The organism is Thalassococcus halodurans (genome assembly GCF_900108225.1).
GTDB classification, from domain to species: Bacteria; Pseudomonadota; Alphaproteobacteria; order Rhodobacterales; family Rhodobacteraceae; genus Thalassococcus; species Thalassococcus halodurans.
This window is the reverse complement of the sequence record NZ_FNUZ01000002.1, coordinates 514,579-536,961: the sequence shown is the minus strand read 5'-3', so window position 1 is coordinate 536,961 and position 22,383 is coordinate 514,579. Positions and strand designations below refer to the sequence as shown.

Below are 22,383 nucleotides of genomic sequence, written 5' to 3'. Positions count from 1 at the left end.
CCATTATGTATTCTAAATTCGGAAAATTGAAAGCCGCAGTTCTGGGCGGTGCGCTGGCTTTGGGCGCAACGCAACCGGCAACCGCAGAAGAAGGTCTGGACTATCAAACGGTATCCGACCTTCTGCATCTGGTGATGAGCTCGGACCGTACGGTCTATACCCGTATGATCGTGAACCGTCTCGCGGTGCAGGAAAAAGTCATCACAGCATCCGAGCACTTTGAAGACGATAAAGCGCTGGTTCTGCCGGCACAGATGTTCCGCTTCGGCTCTGAAATGGTGGCGGAAGAAACAGATGCGTTTTCCTATTCGCTTCTGTCGCTGTGGCCGATCAACAAACAGAACGCGCCCACGACACCTCTGGAAATCGAAGGTCTTGAGTACATCGCAGAGAACATCGGCGAAAACTTCTATGGCACCGAAGAACTGGGCGGTCAGGAATACTTCACAGCTGTTTATCCGGATATCGCCGTGGCCGAGGCTTGCTCGAAGTGCCACAACGAACACAAAGACAGCCCCCGCACCGACTTTGAAGGCGGTGATGTCATGGGCGGTGTCGTGATCCGCATTCCGATGGACTGATTATGCGTTTATCGATTTACGCCTTCTTGTGCGTAACGTGTTTCGGCGGTGCCTTGGCATCCGCCGAAACAGGCGTTGCGTCGCCGGACGGCTTGGATGGGCTGGTCAAGGTGGAGCAGTTGCCTGTACCCGACGATCCCTTGCTCGCAAAGGGTCGGGATGTTTGGGGCGGGACATGTCAGAACTGTCACGGCGGAAACAAATACACCGGCGCGCCCAAAATCACCTCGACCAAGGCTTGGAATGCGCGGATAGATCAAGGCATGGATGTTCTAGTCGATCACGCCTTAAACGGATTTGTCGGCCCCAAATACATGGAAATGCCAGCGCGCGGCGGAAACGAATCCCTGACGGACGAACAAGTAAAGCTCGCCGTGGCCTTTATGGTTTGGGTCAGTGGCGGCGTTGACCCTGCTTTGGACTTTCTTGCGCAGTTGCCTCAGTGATCGTTCGTTCTCTGAGGTAACGTTGTAAAATCACACCCGGAACACACTGTTTTTTCTTTTTATTTATCTCGTATGTGACTTTTCGCACATCCGATCTTCCGAATGCTTGCTAGACGATTTTAAACGCTTGATTTCCGAAATCTTATAAAAAAAGATCAGAAAATTGAGATATAAAATTGCATATAGTGTGCGCTTCGTTAAGCTTGCATCAAAATATGCCAATCGGGGGATGGCGAGGGGTTATGAATTTCACCAGCAAAGCGGTCTGTGCGGTTTTGTGTTCGGCGTTGTTGTCGGCGTGTTCAAAAGAAGCAGAACCAGAAAGGCTGGCCGCGCTTCTTTCAGAAGGCTTGGGCGCCGAGAAATCGGCGAAAGCTGATCAGCGCCTCGCTAAGGCACTGGATCGAGGCAAAACGGCGGATCAACGCGAAGCTGCCTTTGGTGAAATGTCGACACCCAATGGTGCGTCTTCAGCCGCTTCCCTGATCAATGCTGCGCTCGAGCGGAATTCGAGGATCGGCTCCGCTGCTGACGGGATTTCGCTGGCTGATGCAGAGCGTCTGAATGCGATTTTTGGTTATTTGCCACAAGTGTCCCTGTCCTACACCCAAGATCAGGTGGACCAACAGGTTATTGAAACAGACAACGTGGTCTTCCAAGAAGGTCAGGCTCAGTATCCCGTAACCGTATTGTCCGCGCGGATCGAACAGCCGATCTTCGATCTCAGCCGAATTTTCGCGATAACCTACGCCAGCAATGCGCGTTCCCAGGCCGAAATCGACTACGTCGGAACCGTGCGGGATGTAGTCTATGAGGTTCTGGATACTTACGTAACAGCAACGCAGTCCAAGGCACGGTCTCGTGCGCTTCGTGAACGTATGCGGCTACTGGATCGTCAGGTATCTTCGCAAAACGTGTTGTCGGATACTGGTCTGGCCCAAATAGGCGAACCCGATGCGCTACGTTCGGAACGTTCTAGTCTTGCGTCTGAAGAAGCCCTGGAGGCAGCACGTTATTCCGGGGCGCTTGGACAACTCTCGATGCTGACCGGTGTTGTTGTTCGTGACGTTGAGAACTTCAATGTACCGAGCGGAGCCATTGGTACCGAACGCCGTCAGAACGTTGAGACGCTCGTTGAGCAAGGGCTTCGTGAGAATCCGAAAATGATGTCTGCTGCGCTCAGCGTTGTAGGGTCGGATATTGAACGAAAGCAGGCAATTGCAGCTGACTTCTCACCTGTATTGGAAGCCTATGCGACCCTAGAACAGGAAACCCGTGATGCGAGCCGCTTTGGCGGCGGCTCCAAAACGCAAGATCAGGTCGTCGGCGTGCAGCTTAGCATTCCTTTGTTCAATGCCAGTGGAACAGGGTATGCGACATCTACGTCGTCCATCAAACTTCGGCAAAAAGCGTTGGAGTACTATTCGCTCGAACGACAGCTTGAAACAGACATCCGAGCGGCCCATGCTCGCTTGGGTGAACTGTCCAAAGCTATGTCCCAAGCGTCGACTGCGGCACGTCAGGCCACGTCTGCTGTGAATTCCGAACGTCGTCGAGTTGCGGCCGGTGAAAGCATCGATCTTGCAGTGTCCGCACGGGAAATTCGTTTGGCGCAGGTGAATGAACGGCGCGCCTTCTATCAGGCGGAATACGTGCGCACGTGGCTCAAGTTACAGTACTTGACGGGGGTCGATCTAAGGCAGGGGTTCTAAATGCTGAATCTAGTGTCATTGGGACGTAGAATTGTCGGTGCCATCGCCATCGTCTTTTGTCCGGTCAGCGTAACTGCACAAGAAGGTGGCATACTTTCCCCTGAGGCGTTTGCCGCCCGGGCTGGGCGGGCGGATAGCCTTCCAATTAATTGCACCATCAAACCGTTGCGCGTGGTCGAGCTTTCCGCGCCTGTGAGTGGTGTTGTCGCCGAAGTTTACGCAAATCCCGGAGATCAGGTCGCGGTCGGCGATCCTTTGGTTAAAATGGACGATACATTGCTGCGGGCTGAATATGCTTTGGCTTTGGCCAAATCAGAGGCCGTCCAGAATTTGCGCGCTGCAGAAACGCGTCGGGATGGTCTGGCTGCAAAAGCAAACCGTCTGGAACGCGCATATCGGCAAAAGGCTGTCAGCGCTGCCGAATATGAGGCCGCCCAATTAGATCTTGCCTTGGCTGAAGCTGATATCTCAAAGGAAAAAGAGCTGTTGGCTTTGGCGAGATTGGAAGAGCAGCGGGTAGGCGCGCTTTTGCAGGAAACGGTGATCAGCAGCCCCGTTTCAGGCGTGTTGGGCGAAGATCTGATCGATCCCGGCGAGGCCGTTGGACAGAAACCTGTTGTGACGATTTACGTCAATCAGCCCTTGCGTGTTGAGGCCTATGTTCCCTCTGAAGCGTTGGCAGATTTTGTGGGGCGCGACCAATTTTCAATCCTTGTAAATAACGACACGACCCCGGTTGCGGTGAATTTCGATTACGCGTCGCAAGTGGCTGATCTGGCATCCAATACAATTAGCGTGTTCTTCAAACTGGACGCACCCGAGGTGCTTCCAGGGAGCAAATGCATTATGGGGAACGGGGGATCCTAATGGGCTTTGTCAGCAAATCATTCATCACGTGTGGTGCGCTTGTCGGACTGTCTTTCCCGGTTTTTGCGGCTGAGGGGGCCTTGGTTGCCGGTGTAAGTTTTTCCAATCGTTACGGCGCGACGGGTAATCTGGGGCTGGAATTTAACGATCTGTTCAACGAGACGACGCAAGCACGGTTGGGCTTTCGTAGTGGCGAGAACGGTGAAGAATGGAACGCGGGCCTAAGTACAGTTTACGGGCTGGGGGAAACAGCGCTGGGTCGTGAAACGTCTTTGCAGTTCGGGTTAAAGGCGAGCGTCTCAGACTGGGACGTGAACCCGTACCAGACCGAAAACTACGAATTCAATTTCGGCGTCGGAGGTAATCCTACCGAAATGTTGTCGTGGTATGCTGGCGCCTTTTTCAGACATGACAGTCTGAACAATGCAGACGACGGCCTTTCGGCTATCATTGTGGACGATTTGGGTTCAAGCGAAGCGTACGGACTTGAAGCCCAGCTGACATGGTCTGACAAGGATCGTGCTGAGGTTTTGCAAACGGGGTCGGTCCTAAGTCTTGGTATTGCCACCACGTTTAGCAACGAAGATTATCGCGACTGGTCCAGCTACAACGTGCGTGGCGAAACAACTGTTGGCGCGTTCGGTCAGAGCGTTTTGTTCGTGGGATTGGGCGGTGGAGCGGTGCGATCCAAATCGGATGAAAACCGCATTCATGTGCTGGACCGAATTTTTTCTAATTCCGATCTGCCGCGTGGGTTTGCCTGGGGGGCCACTGGCCCGATTGATCCTGTGACCGATGATGCCCTCGGCGGAACACGTTACGTGGCCGGTACCGTTGAATTGATGGCGCCGCTTCCACGTCCGGGTATGGCTGTCGGCGCATTTGTTGATGCGGGAAGTGTTTGGGATCTGGGTGATCTCGCATCAGATGGTGTCATTGATGACGACTATGATCTGCGCAGTTCGACCGGACTGTCTTTGATCTGGTCTTCAAATCATGGCCGCTTGCGTGCCTCGGTCGCTGAGCCAATCAGTTACAACGACGATGACGATCTGGAACGGTTTTCGTTTCAATTTACCGCCAGTTTTTAACTGGCCCGGGCCGGTTTTGGTCTGACTAAAAGTTTAAGCCGACGTCTTCGGTTTTGAGAGGATAGACATGGGACAGCATTCATCATTCGAAAAGAATGCCCGTAAAGTGCAGTCGAAGAGCCCTGAGAACGGCGCGCTCGAACCGGCTATTCTTCCTCTTGAACCGCGGATCATGCTGGATGGCAATCTCGAATGGGCGATAGGGTCTTCCACTGCGCTGACCTCGGTCTTGTCCAGCTTGGCAACTGCGTTTGACACCGAGATGGACCAGATCGGTGACTTTCTGGACAGTTTTGAGGATGCCGCGCAAACGGCGACGGAAACCATCGATATGCTGGTGTCTGCCGCAGACACGGCAGAATCCGTTTTGGGGGCGGGGTATGATCTGTCTCCGGCGACCGAAGCGATTGAACGCATTCGTGCTGCCATTGAAGCGATGCAGGATTTGGTCAACACGTCTATTGTTGATCTGATTGACGGCAATTTCGCCACCGATGTTACCAACATCGTCAATTCCTATTTAGACACCATAAATTCGACCGATCCAGCGCGGGCATACACGCCTTTCACCGTCACTCAGGTTGCTGCCGTCTACACCATAGACAATTTCCGTGACGGAACGGTTATGTCCGACCTTGAGGCACTGGTCAGCGGTGGCGACTTGGGGCGTGCGACTGATGCGAATGTCATCGAACAGTTCCATAACGCGGTAGCGTCGGTCATGTCGTTGCCGTCAAATAACTTCAGCATCAATTTGACCGATGTTCAGGTTGATGGCGAAACGATCATCGAATTCACCCAAGACGGTGCAAACGCAGTCGATGTATCAATCAATCTTCCCCAAGCGGTTGCTGATTTCTCAACCTTGCTGACCGAAACGTTGCCCGGCGTGTCTTTGCCATTCGATTTGGTGGGGGCAGGTAGCGACAGCGGTTTAATCACCTTTGAGCTTGAGACATCAACCGTCTTCGATGCCGATGGCAATCTGGATACCTTAGACAGTGTGGGACTGGCGATCCATGAGTTCACATTTGCGCCGTTGGTACAAGCCGGTGGTGCGCTGACACTGCCAACTGATGCTTCTCTCAATCTTGGTTTTCTCGACCTAACGCTGACATCCGTCGAAACGGCCGAGTTGGGTTTGTTTGTCGAAACCAGTGCAGCATTTGATCTTGGGTTCACTGTAGATACGACCGGAGTGCCGACCGCATCTTGGAACGGGACCGGTGCTACGATTGATATCACCGCGCAAATTCAAGAAGTTGGCGCTTCCGCTTTTGTCGACATCGATGGGTCCACGGAATACACGTTGCTGGAAGCCGAACTGGAAGGTGCCCTGACGTTCGGTTCGGTCGAACAGAGTTTTACATCGACTATCGATCTATTGTCTGTGCTGGACGGATCGGGTGCCGCAGACCGGCTGCAAAATTTCCTGAACGCTGCGCGTTTCGAATTCGCGGTTGATCTGGTGGACACCACATTGGATGCCGCGCTTGAGACCGCTTTGGAAAGCGCGATTTCGTCGTTGGCCACGATGGGAACAGAACAGGTTTCACAATTCCTGTCCGACATCAGCACCACGATGGCTATTGCGTTGCGGGACAACGCTTTGAGCTATGATATTCCGCTGACTGACATCAGTTTCGGTCAAATTTTGAATGAAGTCGCGGCGGTTTTCCAAGGACTGATTGATCAGTTCACGATTGACCCGATGGCGCTCGGTTTTGTCGAAATCATTACTGATGTTGACGGAAACATCACCGGCCAGACGGCTTATAACAGCGCTTTGGAAAACACGATCACAGAGAATACGTCTGATGGTCTCAGTACGTCGGATCTTGATGCTCTTCTGACCTACAACCAGCTGACCTTTACGGTTTTCGGCCCGACAGATACGGGCGAGAATGTTACGGTCGATCTGACAGGCACAGACGTACTGAATACGTCCCTGTCTGTTGAAGTCCGCCGTCAGGCTTTGGCCGATTTGTTGAACGCGGCCCTGTCTGTTTATGGCTTTGCGGCAAGTGTAGCGGCCAATGGTGGTTTGCGTATTTCGAGCAGTACGCCTGTGACACCGGCTGACGGGTCGCCAGCTGCGACGTACAATTCGTTTGCGCTGACCGGTGCACGTCGTGACGCAGATGGGACCAATGATGATAGCGTCTCATTGACCCTTTTGGGCTTTGATCCGCAAACACTGATTGACGCAGCCGACACATACGCAAGTACAGCATCAGGCCAGATTTTGCGGTTCGTGACAGGTGCAACATCTTTCGATTTAGGCGCTATGGACCTTAGTGGTCTTGAAGGTCTGGATGCGCTTAGATTGACGCTGACCATCGACGGTAACGATGTCTTGGTCGATGTTCCTGCTACAGGCACAAATGGCGGTTTTGACACAGTCGGCGACCTTGCGAATGCACTGACCACCGTTCTGGCTGATATGGGCTATGGCGTGACCGCTGGCTTGAACGCAGCAGGAGACGGTTTGTCACTGTCGTTGTCTGCCGATGAAAGCCGCAGCTTTGTTTTGTCTGTCGATCCAAACAACCTTCTGAAAGCGATGGACATAGAAGGTTTGATCGATCTGGTGAATACCGGTCTTGCAACCACATTTGGCACAACGTCATTAGAGCTGACCGAGGATGGAGCTCTTGTTTTCACGATGCCTGATTTGGCCGCAAGCCTAAGCATCGGCGCTGATCAAGGGCTTGGCTTTAGTACAGATGACCTTGGCCTTGGCAGCGTCACTGGACTGTCGCTGACCGCGCTAGTGTCTGCGCAGTTGGATGCCACGCTTACGACTGCGTTCGGCATAGATCTGGTTGGCTTTGGGTCAGATTTGATTGATGGCGGAACAGGTAATGCGCTTGAAAACCGATCCGATGATGAAAGCACTGTCACAACTGCCTTGCTGGACAATGTCTTTTTCTCCGACATCGCGCTAAGTGCGTCCGCACATGTGTCTGCGGATCAGATTACGGGGTCTGCCAGTGTTGGGATCGTGGACGTTGTCATCGGTGCAGATGATGCATCGCTAAACTTTATTGATGCGGCCGCAAGCCTGGAAGTGTCGTTGGTGGGCACGAATGCAGCTGGCGAATTCTCAGACAGGATCACATTGCGTAACCTGCAGGACGCTGTGGTGGATGACGTTGATGTCACCGGGGACACGCCGGTGGTCACATCCGCACCTGGCCTACAGTCGCTGTTGGGGCGTTTCGAACTTCTTGGTGGTATAATCGTTGATGTAGCGGGGCAGGGGCTTGCCGCTTCGGGTGATGTGGTTGCAACGCAGGCTGACGTTCAGATTGTCGATCCTTTTGCCGGCTCAACAGGCGATGATCTTGCCCAACTTCTGGTGCGTTTGGGTGATGTCAAAATCAACGTGCTCGGTGTCGAAGGCCTGAATGAAGATCTGATCGACGGTATCAGCTTTACAGTCGAAGACTTGGCTGATCTGCGCAACACATTCGAACTGGCATTGCTTTCGGATAACGCCGATCTGCTGGACGCCATTGATGGCCTTTCTGCACTGTCGGATGGTGACATTCTCGACAGTCTGGTGGCGATTGCGAATATCCTTGTGGTGGTTGGAGATACGCTCAGCGAGTCTTTGCCATTCCTTGACGCTGACATCCCGCTGTTAAACTTCTCGATCCTGGACCAGATTAATTTTGCGTCTGATTTCCTAGAAAGCTTACAGGAAATCCGAAACGATCCGCAGAGCGCGTTGGATGAACTGCAGGGTGTTCTGGAGGGCGTGTTTGGTGAAGACGCTGTAACGCTGACGTGGAACTCTGAGTTGCAGACTATTCTGTTCGATTTGTCGTTCAGTTTCCTCGAAGATTATCAGCAATCTCTGCCATTCAATCTTGATCTGTCCGAAATTCTCGGGGACCAGTTGGGTGATATCCTTGGGCCCGAGCTTGCGGATGTTGTAAGCGGCCTTGTTGACGTCAGCGGCGACGGTGCACTGATCTTCAACCCTCTGCTGTCACTCGATTTTTCGTTCGGGATTGATCTTTCGCCAACGCTGGCAACCCCGACCGATCTGGCTGAACTGACCACTGCATTGGCTGATCTATCCTCGGCCGGTGTTGTGAACCTGAATCCCAACGGCGGCAATGACATCCGGATTATCCGGACGAACTCTGACACAGGCGCAATCGAACGTGTCGAGGTTGACGTCGATGGCGCGGAAACAGTGCAGGATATCGTCGACGCTATCAACGCTGCGGTTGCAGGCCAATTTGGCGCGACTGTGAGTTTTACCTTCGATGCTGTAACGGGTCAGATCACGCTTCAGGATACTCTTGCGTTTGCGACCGATGATGCGGGCGTGATCGCGCTGTTCGGTGCAGACGAGGCGGTATCGGGTCTGGTCAATGATGTTCAGACCATCGTTTTGGACGCGGGCTTTGCCAATTATGCGGATGCCGCTGCGTTCTCTCTGACCATTGGTGGGGAAAATGTCGGTATCGAAATTCCGGAAGAGACCGGACGCGATCTTGCAGGATTTGTCGACGCGTTCAATGCGGCTCTGGCCGCTGTTCATATCGACCGCACGGCGATTTCTGGGTCTGCTATTTCTGGCATGACCGTCACCCTAGCGCAGCTTTTGACCGTTTCCGAAGATAGCGGCACAATTAGCATCACAGCCACCAATTTCACCGACGCCAATGGCTTTGACGCTTTCGAATTTTCGGTCGGCGCTCAGGACGTATCCGAACCCATTCTACTGCGCATGGTCGATTTGGGCGGTGCGAATATCACCAGTGTCCTGGGATTTGACGCGGGCGTAGACGGTGATGGCGAACTGGTTGGCGAGGTATTGTACCTTGGCGTCGAAAGCGGAGCGCCGCGGATTTTCCTTGACACCGACGCGAGCGGCATCGTTGCCAGTTTCGAGGCTGGCGTGAATGACGGCCTGAATATCCAGATTGGCTTGGGCCCTGTTTCGGTTCAGGTGACGAATGGTCATGCATTGATTAATGCGGGCGACGGCAGTGGTGATCCCGCGCACATCTCTTTGACGATCAACGACATCGACGGGGATGATCATGACGGTCAATACGATTTGTCCCATTTGTTCGCCATCGGCGATGATCCGGCACTGAGTTACGCCGATCTGTTCGGCGTGGATATCGCGATTGGTATCGATATCGGTCTGCCGCTATCCGATACGCTCGGTCTATTTGATCCGGCCACAGATGGTCTCTTCTGGGAAACATCCTTGCTGGCGACAGCGCCTGATTTCTCGCTAAGTGACTTCGATCTGTCTGATATCACGGGCGCTATGGTCGATCTGTTTGAAGGCACGGGCATTAATTTTGATGATTTCCGCTTTGAACTGCCTGACCTGAGCGAGTTTCTTGCCAATCTGAACATCATCGATCTGCTGAACAATCCTCAGCTGATTTTGGGCGGTCTGGATATGATCCTTGACCAGATGCAGACGATCTTTGACGATTATCTGGCGGATATCGATCTGCCTGTCATTGGAGATGCGATTGGCGCGGGTGTCACGTTCTTCACCGACTTCCGGTACAACGTAATTCAGCGTGCACTGGAATATGCGCAGACGCCTATGGACGACGGCAGCCTGCCAACCACAGTCGATCTGATCGTCAACTTTGCCAATGAGGCCCTGAACGATCTGTTGGATACAACGGATGTCACATACCTACAGGCCTATTTGAACACAGATAGCAGCAGCACGGATGAGGCATACGTTTATGCGGTGCTGAATTTCAACGCCACCATCTTCGACGAGATGATGGATATCGACTTTGATCTTGGCATTCCCGGATTTGATCTAAGCGTCGAGCAAGGCTCAAACATCCGTATGGCTTTGACCTATGGCGTGAACATTGGTTTTGGCTATGATCGGAACGGCTTCTTTGTACTGAACGATACAGACGATGCCGAGGTATCGGTCGATTTCCTTGTGGATGCCGGCAGTTTTGAAGGGTCGATGAGCCTGCTTGGCGTTCTGGGCGTTCAGGCAGAAGCCGTGACCGTGGATGGCTCAGGCAACATCGTATCAAGTGCCAGCTCGGGTGGCGGCACAGCAGAAATCACCGCAACGCTTGAGGCCGACCTCTATGGCGACACTGGCCTTCTGATTGTCGATCCCAGTGATCGGGAGGCGGGTGAGTCCGACATCACAAGCGACGAGGCATTCCGGGACTTCTCTGGTGTGTCACCGGAAAACGCTCTTGGACAAGCGCTAAGTTTTGAACGTGTCGTTTACGTGGCCCAACTGGATACCGGCAATCTGATTGCGTTTGACTTCGTGGCAGCTTTCGACATTCAGCTTGGTCTAGAAGCGAACGTGCTGGATCCGACGACGGGATCACCGATTTTGATCGGTGGTGTACAAATTCTGCCCAGCGTGAATGCGGAAATTCTGTTCGCGGGCGAGTATTCGCTAACCGATGGCCTGAACATTGATGAACTTGTCTTCAGTCAAGTCCGTCTGGACGCGTCCGTTCTATATCAAGCCATCCTTGCGCCGGTTCTTGATCCAATCAACGAATTCTTGGAACCAGTTGCTGAACTGTTCTCGTTCCTTGCAAATCCGCCCATTTCTTACATCACAGATATTCTGGGCAACGTGTTCCCGATCATCAATCTGGTCTCTAGCGTTATCAGCGTGGTGGATGGTGTCCTGACGTTTGTGGATTCATTCTCGACCAGCGGTGGAATGATCATCTTTGGGGATTTTGATTTCTCTGGCAACGCGGACGACATTGAAAACGGCGATGCGTCAGTCGGAACAGTAGATCAACGCGATATTTCTATCGGTGGTGTTTCAAACTCTGGTGGTTCCAATTTCGGTGTCTTCGGTAACCCGAACAGCGGCTTTGCTCTGGAAATTCCTCTCCTCAGTGATCCGTTCTCGGCGATCAACTTGCTGACGGGCAATTTCGAGCAAGTCGATCTGGTTCGCGCCAGCTATACGTTGTTCAATCTTGATACTGGCCAGTTGGATATTGTCGGGCTGGTTTTGGACAGCATCGGTGCCCCGGGATGGGTCAGCAGCATCATTCGTTCCGCGTTCTCGGCCACAATCGAGGCACGTCTGATTTCCGAATTCGAAGTCGGATACGACATGAGCGGAATCGTCAACTTTGTGAACTCTTACGATCCAGAACGCTTATTAGATGGTGTTTTTATCTCGTCGGATGCCTACATCATCGACGCTTATATCGGTGCGGCGATGAGTTTGAACCTAGGGATCGCTGGGCTGTCGGCCTCTGGCCACGCAGGGATTTCGCTCTGGTTCAATGATCCTGATCGTGACGGAAAGCTACGTATTCCGGAACTGATTGCTTTGCTGGAGGCCGCTGATGAAGATGGTGGCGATTTCCTAGACTATCTTGCCTATCTGTTCAGAGGTGAGGCCAGCTACCATTTCTTCCTGAGTGTTTGGGCCGGTATTTCCCTTCCGTGGCCATTGCCCGATATCAAATGGTCCACAACCGTTTTTGATTTTGGCGACTCGTTCACGTTCGGCGGTCTGGCACCGGGACCGACCTTGGCCACGGATATCACCGAAACGGGCGGTACAGCGATCTTGAACATTGGTGCCCGCGCGGGCGCGTCGTTCTCTGAGATTTTGGAAGACGGCAATGACCGTATCGTCATCAATGGCCCGAACTCTCCGATTTCGCTGGTCTATTCGTCTGGAGGTCGCACAATCACGACGACCTTTGATGAAGCATCCCAAGCAATCATTATTCCTGCGGGCGAAGGTAATAACACAATTGACCTGTCTGGGATCAACAATGGCATTCCAACAATCACATATACCGGTGCTGGTACCGACAGCATCACCTTGCCACCATCAGGCTTGCATGTGGTGTTTGCAGGTGATGGCAATGACCAAATCACTGCGCCAGCCGGGGCTAATGGCACGTACATTATTTTCGGCGATGGCGGAGCCGACACTGTCGATATTCCAGGAGGTAACGTTGTTTACTTCAGCGACAGTGACTACGGCATGCGCGACCTGTTCTTGCAGACCTTTGCATCGGGCGGCGTGACCGAAGCAGCGATCCTTTCGCTTCTTGGGCTGAATATTGATGGCACAATCGCGGCAGGCGGTGCAGCCAACTATGTATCCGGCACGACATCAACGACGCTTACTAATCTTTTGACGAACTACACGGAATCGACGCAGACGCGCGCGGAGAATGCGGACGAAACCGTTACTTTGGGATCTGGTAACCACCTTGTCATGATGGGCGCTGGCGATGATGTCGTTACAATCGCCGAAGGTTCGACCGGCCAAGTGCAAGTCTATGCTGGCGCAGGTGCTGATACTATTCAGGCCATCGGATCCGACGTTTTCGTAGAAGGCGGCGCGGGACGCGACTTTATCGAGGTCGGCGGTACCGCGGCCGAAGTCTGGGGTTGGGGCGCTGCAGCCGGCGAAAGCGGTCTGACCGGCACTGATGCCGCGCTTGACGCATTGGCATTGCGTGACGGCGCAGACATGTTGATCGGCGGCAGCAGCGATGACACCCTGCATGGACAATTGGGCGATGATATTTTGTTGGGTGGCTTCGGAAATGACAGCCTGACAGGTGGTCTCGACAATGACATCATCGCAGGCGGAAACATGCTTTCCAGCTACGTCGGCGGCGCATCATTCGACATTCAAACCTTCGATATCAACGCACCATTAACCTTCGGTTTGTTGCTTGAGGCCGAAGAACTGGCGGATGGTGATGATACGATCGACGGCGGTTCCGGTGATGACCTGATGGCCGGTGGCGGCGGATCGGACAGCATCAATGGAGACAGTGGCAACGATATTCTGTTGGGCGACTTCGGCAGTATTCAACTGTCGTCAAACTGGATTGCGGAACGCGTCGTATCGACGTCAATCGACTCTGCATTCTCGGGGACTGACCAACTTTCCGGTGGGGCCGGTAACGACATCCTGATGGCGGGTGCTGCCTTGGCTGGCGAAAGCGAGGCGTTGGTCGACCTTCTCGGAAACAACACAATGATCGGTGATTTCGCCGACGTCAGCGGCGCTCGTGTTCTTGAGGCGGTGACATCGTTGATCTCAATCGCTTCTGATGTGGGTGGTGCAGACAGTATCGAAACAGGCCGCGGTAATGATCTTATTCTTGGTGGTGAAGGCGATGATTCAATCTCTTCCGGCCTTGGCGGTGACCTGATCTTTGGTGACAACGGCGTTCTCGATATGACCGGTGGTACGATGCAGACCACCGGCAGTGACGCCGATGGCAATGATCTGATTACGATCGGTGCCGATCCCATTGGCGCAGGTGATCCGCCTTCGCCGAGCGACATCCGTGACATCGTGATCGGTGGTTTGGGCGACGATACTGTGAACGCGATAGACGGGGGGCTGGTCTTTATCGGTGATGCGGGATCAGTGACTTTGGACCCGGTTGCGCTTAATGCTTTGCGCACATTCCGACCTGCAGGCAGCAGCGCGACAGAAGAGCAGATCGAAGCCGAGGAACGCGCGCTTCAGTTGATTTCGAACATCGCGTCTGCGCTTGAAAGTTCGGCACATGCCGATGATGGCGATGACAGCATCTCGATCACCGGTGGTGATGCGATGGCCGTGTTGGGCGGAGGAAGCGATATTGCAAATCTGTCGTTGGCCGACGGTATGAATTATATTCTTGGCGACGACGGCACTCTGACAATCCTACCGAATGATGACTATTCCGGTCGTCTGACGTCGTTGAGTACGGCAACAAGCGCAGCCTTGGTCAACAACGACACAATTTCAGCAGGAAATGGCGATAACCTGATTGTTGGTGGCGAAGGCCTCGATCTTATCGCGACTGGTGACGGCGATAATCAAATTTTGGGCGACAGTGGTTCGATCACGCACGATGACCGGACGATTGACGTAACCTCTGTACTCGTTTCTGCAAGCCTTGTTTCGGACGGAGATGATTTGATTGTCAGTGGAGACGGGCGCAACCGCATCGTGGCAGGCGGAGGTGATGACGTTGTCCAATCGGGTGACGGTGGCAACCTTGTCATTGGCGACAGCGGCACGATCAGTGATCTTCCAACCGGTGTGACGTTGATGTCATCGGATCCGTTGACCGGTGGTGATGACATTGTTGTCGCCGGTGTTGGAAATGATTTGGTTATTCTGGGGGCGGGCGCAGATTTGGCCACGCTGAACGAAGGCGACAATTCGGTGCTGGGTGACAACGGCTCGATCGTTCAAACCTATATGGCGGACGATGCAGAATTCGTGCTGACGTCAGCCAGCCAGGTATCAGATGGAAATGACATTGTGACCGCCGGTAATGGTCGCAATCGTGTTCTGACTGGCGGTGCTGATGATACGGTGGCCCTTGGCGATGGGGGCAACCTAATCATCACAGACAGCGGAACGATCTCTGACTTGAATGATCGTGTTCTGCTGGAAACGAGTGATCCAGCGATTGGCGGTAATGACGATGTCACTACAGGCACAGGTGACGATGTTGTCATTCTAGGTGGTGGAGACGATGAGGCTACGTTGGGCGATGGCGATAACACCGTCGTTGCGGACAACGGTACTATCGATTTCTTGGCTGCTGGGTTGGGCTCTGTCTCATCGGGTAGTGATGCCAACAACGGCAACGACACTGTCACAACAGGTACAGGCCGTGACGTGGTGATCGGTGGTCTGGGTGACGACTCGGTCACAACAGACGCAGGCCGTGACATGGTTTTGGGTGACATGGGTGTTGTGGCGATGAACGCGGGCCTTGCTGGGGGATCGGTGCGCACGGCCGAAACCACGGTTCAAGGAACCGGTGGAACTGATGTGATTGATACCGGTGCTGATGCGGACGTCGTTCTTGCAGGTGCAAACAATGACACGGTCACTACTGGCACAGGTGAAGACGTTGTTCTTGGTGATGACGGTGAATGGACATCTAGCACCATCAATGGGCTGGGCGTTCTTGAAAGCGCTGTCATGACAACAGGTGGCGACGATAGCATCGATAGCGGCGCCGACAACGATCTCGTAATCGCCGGTCAAGGCAATGATAGTGTCTTTGTCGATCATGGCGATGACGTTGCCTTGGGTGACGATGGGATCATCACGTTCCGCAACGACACCGACGTTGAAACCGTGGTTCTGACCAACCAAGATTTAGGCGGTGACGACGATGTGAGCGCGACCGGCACAGAAGGCGATAATATATTGATCGGCCAAGCTGGGGCAGACACGCTTACTGGTGGCGTAGATGACGACATTATTCTGGGCGATGTCGCTTTGATGACCTTCGAAGAAGTGGCCAACACATTGCCCGGGCAATCCACCGCAGACCGGATGAGTTATCTGGAAAACATCCGTCCTGATCTGGCCTATGATGACCTGATTTCGGGCGAGGCGGGAGTTGACCTAGCCATTGGTGGCTTTGGGGCTGACACAATGTTTGGTGGCGACGGTCAGGATTTCCTGATTGGCGATACGGCAATTATCACGCGAACTTGGCTGCAACAGGGCGGTCAGGTTTTGCAAACTCTGACGCTGGACACAAACTTTGCCTTTGAAGATGGTGGGCTCGATGTGCTGCATGGCGATGATGGTCCGAACGTTTTGATCGGGAACCTCGGCCCTGACCTGTTCTATGGGAACACTGCAGACGACCTAATCTTCTCGGACGGTTATGCAGGTATCTTCGCATCGCTATCGACAGATCTTGGTTTCGCAGGTCCGACCGAGCAGTTGTTCCTGTTCACGTCGAACTTTGCCGGATTTGACGCAGTTGATATCGTATCTGCGTCCCAGCAAAGTGATGCTATCGGCGCGCCTTTGTCGGTTCGGGAATTGGCATCCGAAGCATTCGGGCCAAATCCGACTGACGGGCTGAGTGAGCTTCTGTTCCGCAATCTGGGTCAGGTTTCGTCTTTGGTTGATGAGGTAATGGCACTGTTGGCGACGGATCGCTATGTTGCTGCGATCGCGGCGCTGTCTGCCGCAAATGTTGACAGCGAAACAGTGACCGAGGCGCTCTATCAATCCTTGCTCTCTGATTTGTCTATCCTCATGAACCTCGATGGCGCGTCGTACGAACTACTGCTGCGTCGTATGGTGGCCATGTTTGTTGAGCAGCTTGAGAACACAGACGAAAGCGAGCAAGCTGAGGACGGCGAAACGGATGATAGTGCCGAAGAACAATCTGCGGCCTGACGAACGAATTCTTGGCGCGTCGATGCGCGCGTCACTAACTAGAAAGACTTGGAAATGACTGAAAAACTTGATGGAACCCCGAACGCGCTGAACGGTGTCAAAATTGATTGGGACGACAGCGAAATGCAGAGCATGTATGCCAATATAGGCACCGCGACTGCAAACCGCGAGGAATTCTTTTTGCTGTTCGGTACGCATCAACACTGGCGCGGATCCCGTGAAGAAACAGAATCTGTCGGTGTCAAACTCGCCAATCGTGTCGTGATGAGCCCCTTTGCGGCGAAGCGTTTGGCACTGATCCTGACCCAGTCGATCAAAGCCTACGAAGAACAGTTCGGCAAAATCGAAATCTGAGTTTATTTTGCTCGACACTCTTGTTGCGATAGCCAAGTTGGATCATCCGGGGGAAACCTCGGATGATTTAGTGTTTTCAATGCTCTATGGAAGTTTGCCCGACGGCGTAGGACCGGAGCATTTAAAAGCCTCATGTGGTGATCAAACCTCAATTCGCAAATTCAACGACCGTTTGGCGATTGCCGTGCCTTTCGAGCAGAAGGTTTGGCATGTCTGGCTGTTTGATCGTGTACCTCCGGTCACCGAATTACCGCAGCTTGCGCAGAAGGTATCCCAGCTTAGCAAATCGCTTTGGGGCGGTGTAACGCCTGACCTCCGCGAGGCACCAAAAGACACAAACACTGTAGACCTTGTCCTGTCTAGGTTGGCTGAGACGAAGAAACGGGATGCGAAGACCGTTTATCAACACATCGCTAATGCTGCTGTTGAGGCGTCGCTAGCTGAAAAGATGGTTGTCGGTCAGTTAAAGAACGGCAGATTTAAAATCATTGCCATGACGGATCAGCGCATGGCGCCGATTGTGGATGAGATTGGCACTATCGTTCGCAAGGTCGCCGAAGCTGGGGACACGTATCGTCACATCGCTGTATCGGATCTGTCCGAAGATGCGCTGGACGAAGCGTTGCTTGCCGAAATGGCCCAAAGCGATGGTATGACGATCAATTTGGCTGCTGACGACCACATAGCCTTTGTCGCATTCGGCGCGGATCGTGCATCGTTGGAAAGTGAATTCGCTACCCTTCGAAAGGTCGCAAAGCTGGCGAGGCATAAACATCGCTTGCCATCTCTGAGGTCCGAGGTGAAGCGTGCGGCCTTTTTCATAGCGGCGGCTGGCTTGCTGGTTTGGTTGGCACTGCCTGCGCCTTTGCGCGTGACTGTCACGGCGTTAAGCGAACCGCAATCAACGCGGGTCCTGTCACTGCCTGTGGGCGCATTTCTGAATCGGATGAATGTTCAAGTCGGTGATGTCGTTCAGAAAGGTGACGTGATCGCTGAACTTCGGGCACCGGATCTTGAGGAACAACGTCTGACCTATCGTTTAGAAAAAAAGGTCGAAGAAGTCGCGGCACAGACGGCGCTATCCGAGAACGACTATGGTGCCTATCTGCTTTCGCAACAAAAGCTGAAGGCGGCTGACGCGCGATTGGACAGTCTGGATCGTAGGATTGCGTCGTTGACGTTCACGGCCCCTATATCCGGTCGTGTGATTCAATCGCTTGCCGGGGATGGTCTAGGGGGGTTCCATCAATTGGGTGAAGCCATTGCGATGATCCAACCTGATGCACAGTTTTCTGTTCTGCTGACCGTGTCACGCGTGGATGCGGCGCTTTTGAAGCCCGGTCAAACTGGTGAAGTCTGGTTCCGTGGTATTCCGCGCCAAACGTGGTCGTTTGAAACGCGGACGCCAGTCACGAAAACCGTAAATCCTGCAAATGCCGAGGAAAGTCTGACACTACGCGGCGATCTTATGGGTGAAAATCAGGAAACCCTTTTTGCTGGGCTTTCGGGTTTCGGGAAGATTGACGTTGGGAGAGAGATGAGGGCCAAAGTTTATGGCCGCTATGTGATTGAATTTCTGAGGACAAAGGCATGGACCTGGTTCGACCTGAGATTCTGAAACAGATAACAGTTCGCCTATCGTCCGAGAAAGGACGGCCGGTGTATTTCGCGCAGGACATTTCCAACGGTAAAGTTTTTGTCGTCACAAAAGCTGTGGCACTGGCATTAAGACGCGTAAAAGCGGCCGCTCTTGGTAGAGGTCAAAAAGTCGAGCCAGATGATGTATCGCCGGAAACAGTCAAACTTGCCTACGGCATATTGCAGGTTATCCAGAAGAACCGCCTGAACGAACTGAACCAAACCAAGACTTTCAATCCGATCTTTGCAGCTATTCCGTTGCTGGATATCGGTCCTTACCAGAAATATCTGCGTGGGATCGCCAGTTCATTGTCGTTGCAACTGATCCTAGGGACGTTCAGCATTCTGTTCTTGATGGCGTTCTGGTTGGGGGCCCGCAACGATTGGTCGATCTTCGCAGCGTTTTCCAATGTGTTTTCGGTTGATGCCTTGCTGACGTTTACTTTCGTCGCGCCGTTTTTGAAAATCATTCATGAACTCGGCCACGTTTTGGCCGCGACACGCTATGGTGTTCGGGTCCGTAAGGGCGGCTTGTATCTGATCGGTCTTTATCCAATGCCGTTCGTTGATTGTAGCGAGGCAGACCTGACTGCGCGCCGTCGTGATCGCGTGACGATTTCAAGCGCAGGGATTATCACCGACATTTTTATCGGGCTAACCGCCTTTCTTTTGTGGCATTTGGTTGAAGGTAATTTCTACAAATCGCTATTCGCCAATATCTTTGTCTTCTCCACACTGAATTCAGTTCTTTTCAACGCGAACCCGCTGATCAAAATGGACGGTTATTATGCGATCAGCGATGCAATCGGACAGCGCAACCTGGCGACGCGCGCAACCACGCATTTACGGAATTTTCGGCAATGGTTGTCCAGCTTCGGCGCTGAAGGGGGCCTTCCAGAGGGACGGACGTGGTTTGTATTTGTGTATGGCGTGATGTCGTTCATTTACCGAATTTATATCATGATTGTCATCGCATCGGCGATTTTGCCTAGGTATCTAGGGGCAGGGGTCGCGATCACCCTATGGGGGGCGGTCGTAATGTTTGTTGCTCCGATTTTTCGAGACAAGGGAAGCATCAGCGGAACGACTGGGAAAACACAAAATCGTTGGCGGAAGTTGACCTTTTGGTCCGGCACAGGAGCGGTCGTAGTGGCAGCTTTTTTCTTGGTCAGACTTCCGTTCGTAGTCGTTGTCCCAATGAACCTGGATGTCGCGAACAAATACCAAGTGACGGTCTCAAGCTCAGGAGCCCTGGAAAGCCTTGCATCCTATTCGGTTCTTGAGGCGTCATCCAAGATTGCCAGCTTGTCTAACCCATATCTGTCTGAACAGGCCCGCGCCGTTCAAAGTGAGATCGAGATTGCGAACCAAATCATGGAGTCGGTTCAGGGTGTTGATCCTGTCCAAACGCTTGCTGCAGCTGAGCAGGTCCAAAACCTGACGGAACGTCTAGATGTCTTGATCCGTGAAATGGGTGGGTTGGAGGTTTCAGCCTCGCATAAGGGGGCGTTCGTGCCGCTGCCTCTGGAAACCGGTCAATGGATTGATGCCGGCACGGCGATCGGTGCTTTGTACCCACAAGACGGCTTTGCTGTCTTGTCCGGTGACTTTCCCGAAGCCCATGTTGACACGTGGGCATCGCACTTGGATCACGCTGTTTTGCGCATCAACTCCGATGCCTATGAACGCGTGAGGGCAAACCAGTTGGAGCTGCGCGAAATCATGTCGCTGGACGCAGAAAGCGGACGTCGTTCATGGTCGATCTTCCTGACGTCCGATGCACCTGCTGCGCAGTATTTGGGGAAAGTTGTCGATCTTAGACTCAGCTTTGCGGCGGTTCCCATAACGGACCACATAGCGTTTCAATGGAACCGAACAGTTGAACGGTTCCGAGAAGCACAAATGGCAGATCGAGCAACCTACCTGAATTGATCCTTAGTTCCTGATCCGACCGAATGTGGACAGGCGGTTGATTTCGTCCAACCTTTCAAGGTTCACGACCGTGGACAGCATCAGGCGATCATGGCTCCAATCGCCGGGGCGCTGGATGGCAACTGACGTCAGTGCCATAGCCGTGAACAGCGGAACCGCAAGTGCTGCAAAGAGCAGGCGTTCGTATGGTAGCCGTTTGAGGTTGAGAACGGACAGAATTCGGCGTTCCAGGAAGCTGCGTTTGCCTTTGATCAGGGACGACCGATCTGCGGTCACAAGCGTGACCTTGGGAACGGCGATCACGAACGATCTGTCACGGCGCAGGGTTTTCTGGCAGATGGAAAGCAACGTGTCACAATAGACCTTTGCGTTGATGCGGCCTTTGGACAGAACCTGACTGTCGCAGTTGAATTCGCGCAGCGCTTCGACCTGCCGTTTCCATGCATGATAAGCTGGGTTCAGGAAGAACAGCGGCTTTAATGCCTCAAGAACGATTTCCCATTCCAGATCGCCGTGGCGGATGTGCTGGAATTCATGTGCCAAAGTTACGCGCATCTCGTCGCTCTGTCCCAGCATGTGGGACGGGATCACGACGTAATAGCTCCAGAGACCACGGGTCGAGAAGGGCACCAAGGTCCGATCAGACAGGCGCAGTTTTACACGACCGATTTCGCGCCAGTGGTAAGAACCGGATACGATGCGCCACAGGCAGAACATCGAATAGACCAAACGGGTCAAGCCGATGATCAACCCTACGAAGAATGCAGCGATCAAGACCTTAGATACCAGACCTGCCCCTGCAAGGATGTTCAGCAGGAACGTGTCGCGCAGTTGCATGAGGCCTTCGAAGTCCGTGGCCTTCATCGCTATGCCGCCCTTTAGGTAGTAGGACAATGCGATATCCGACAGATTGACCTTTACCGCCGGTGTCACGCCCGATTTTTGTAGGGCGTTGAAACCTGCGACGATCAACGGGGCGCTTAAAACGGTCAGGAAAACGGTGTTTAGTAGTCGGATTTGCGTGCTGTACGCGTGTTTCAGACCGACGCCCCACATGACCCCGCGCAGGGCAAACCAAAGCGCGAGAGCCACGCAAATCAGGATATTGGCATTGATAAACGCATCAAGCAGAACTTCACCCGCCATCATTTTTCAACCTCCGATCAACGAGTGCCCGGATTTGCCCCAACGCTTCTTCTGTCAGCGTCTCATCATCGACAAGACGCGCCACCAGCGTGGCGGGCGTGTCGTCAAAAAGCTTCATCGACAGATCTTTGAGCGAGCGGGTTTGGTAGATGTCTTTGGCCAGCGTGGGGGTGTAGACAAGAGTTTTGCCTTCTTTCCGGCTGGTGACAAAGTCCTTCTGTTCAAGAATGCGCAGAATTGTAGCGCCTGACGTGTAGGCCAGATCACGGTCGTCGGGAAGACGATCAAGCACGTCCCGTACCGTGCCCTCTCCAATGGCCCAGAGTTCGTTCATGAACTCCAATTCTACTTCCGTCAGAAGTTCGCTTTTCTTTTTCTTCATTCTTGCACCATCTTACGCAAAAGCTCACTCGT

The 22,383-nt window shown here is 53.3% G+C and carries 11 protein-coding genes; 9 read left to right on the top strand and 2 right to left on the bottom strand.

Features of this window, described 5'->3' with window-relative positions; translation table 11 throughout:
* Window positions 1-5 precede the first annotated feature (5 nt).
* From C4S59_RS07620 to C4S59_RS07580, 9 genes are all read left to right on the top strand, one after another.
* Window positions 6-581 (top strand): Tll0287-like domain-containing protein, encoded by a 576-nt coding sequence (locus tag C4S59_RS07620; protein ID WP_103909869.1) that lies wholly within the window; start codon window positions 6-8, stop codon window positions 579-581.
* Window positions 582-583: 2 nt separating this feature from the next.
* Window positions 584-1,027 (top strand): c-type cytochrome, encoded by a 444-nt coding sequence (locus C4S59_RS07615; RefSeq protein WP_103909868.1) that lies wholly within the window; start codon window positions 584-586, stop codon window positions 1,025-1,027.
* Between the two features lie 185 nt (window positions 1,028-1,212).
* Complete coding sequence (locus tag C4S59_RS07610; protein WP_146064517.1) at window positions 1,213-2,739, top strand: TolC family protein; 1,527 nt, start codon at window positions 1,213-1,215, stop codon at window positions 2,737-2,739.
* A complete protein-coding gene (locus tag C4S59_RS07605; RefSeq protein ID WP_103909866.1) occupies window positions 2,740-3,606 on the top strand; it encodes an efflux RND transporter periplasmic adaptor subunit in 867 nt (288 codons plus the stop codon).
* Window positions 3,606-4,697, top strand: a complete 1,092-nt coding sequence (locus C4S59_RS07600) for a BamA/TamA family outer membrane protein (protein ID WP_160006792.1) — start codon at window positions 3,606-3,608, stop codon at window positions 4,695-4,697. Before C4S59_RS07605 ends, C4S59_RS07600 begins: the two co-directional genes overlap by 1 nt.
* A gap of 67 nt (window positions 4,698-4,764) precedes the next feature.
* Window positions 4,765-16,899 carry a beta strand repeat-containing protein gene (locus tag C4S59_RS07595; protein ID WP_103909864.1) on the top strand — a complete coding sequence of 4,045 codons (12,135 nt, stop codon included), beginning with the start codon at window positions 4,765-4,767 and terminating at the stop codon, window positions 16,897-16,899.
* Window positions 16,900-16,953: 54 nt separating this feature from the next.
* On the top strand, window positions 16,954-17,253 hold the full coding sequence (locus C4S59_RS07590) for a DUF3467 domain-containing protein (RefSeq protein WP_103909863.1): 300 nt from the start codon (window positions 16,954-16,956) through the stop codon (window positions 17,251-17,253).
* A gap of 184 nt (window positions 17,254-17,437) precedes the next feature.
* Complete coding sequence (locus C4S59_RS07585; protein ID WP_160006789.1) at window positions 17,438-18,871, top strand: efflux RND transporter periplasmic adaptor subunit; 1,434 nt, start codon at window positions 17,438-17,440, stop codon at window positions 18,869-18,871.
* Entirely contained in the window at window positions 18,844-20,823 is a 1,980-nt protein-coding gene (locus C4S59_RS07580; RefSeq protein ID WP_103909861.1) for a site-2 protease family protein, read from the top strand. Before C4S59_RS07585 ends, C4S59_RS07580 begins: the two co-directional genes overlap by 28 nt.
* Before the next feature lie 3 nt (window positions 20,824-20,826).
* On the opposite strand, the gene C4S59_RS07575 is transcribed toward C4S59_RS07580, so the two are convergent.
* The gene (locus C4S59_RS07575; RefSeq protein WP_103909860.1) at window positions 20,827-21,972 is read right to left on the bottom strand and encodes a M56 family metallopeptidase; all 1,146 of its coding nucleotides are present in this window, start codon (window positions 21,970-21,972) and stop codon (window positions 20,827-20,829) included.
* Window positions 21,959-22,351: a BlaI/MecI/CopY family transcriptional regulator gene (locus tag C4S59_RS07570; protein ID WP_103909859.1), complete on the bottom strand. Its 393-nt coding sequence runs from the start codon at window positions 22,349-22,351 to the stop codon at window positions 21,959-21,961. Before C4S59_RS07570 ends, C4S59_RS07575 begins: the two co-directional genes overlap by 14 nt.
* Window positions 22,352-22,383: the final 32 nt, after the last annotated feature.

What these genes read in the sequence shown, in the direction of transcription:
- C4S59_RS07580 (WP_103909861.1), top strand. Translation starts at nt 18,844, where the DNA reads ATGGACCTGGTTCGACCTGAGATTCTGAAACAGATAACAGTTCGCCTA.
- C4S59_RS07615 (WP_103909868.1), top strand. Translation starts at nt 584, where the DNA reads ATGCGTTTATCGATTTACGCCTTCTTGTGCGTAACGTGTTTCGGCGGT.
- C4S59_RS07590 (WP_103909863.1), top strand. Translation starts at nt 16,954, where the DNA reads ATGACTGAAAAACTTGATGGAACCCCGAACGCGCTGAACGGTGTCAAA.
- C4S59_RS07605 (WP_103909866.1), top strand. Translation starts at nt 2,740, where the DNA reads ATGCTGAATCTAGTGTCATTGGGACGTAGAATTGTCGGTGCCATCGCC.
- C4S59_RS07575 (WP_103909860.1), bottom strand. Translation starts at nt 21,972, where the DNA reads ATGATGGCGGGTGAAGTTCTGCTTGATGCGTTTATCAATGCCAATATC.
- C4S59_RS07595 (WP_103909864.1), top strand. Translation starts at nt 4,765, where the DNA reads ATGGGACAGCATTCATCATTCGAAAAGAATGCCCGTAAAGTGCAGTCG.
- C4S59_RS07620 (WP_103909869.1), top strand. Translation starts at nt 6, where the DNA reads ATGTATTCTAAATTCGGAAAATTGAAAGCCGCAGTTCTGGGCGGTGCG.
- C4S59_RS07570 (WP_103909859.1), bottom strand. Translation starts at nt 22,351, where the DNA reads ATGAAGAAAAAGAAAAGCGAACTTCTGACGGAAGTAGAATTGGAGTTC.
- C4S59_RS07600 (WP_160006792.1), top strand. Translation starts at nt 3,606, where the DNA reads ATGGGCTTTGTCAGCAAATCATTCATCACGTGTGGTGCGCTTGTCGGA.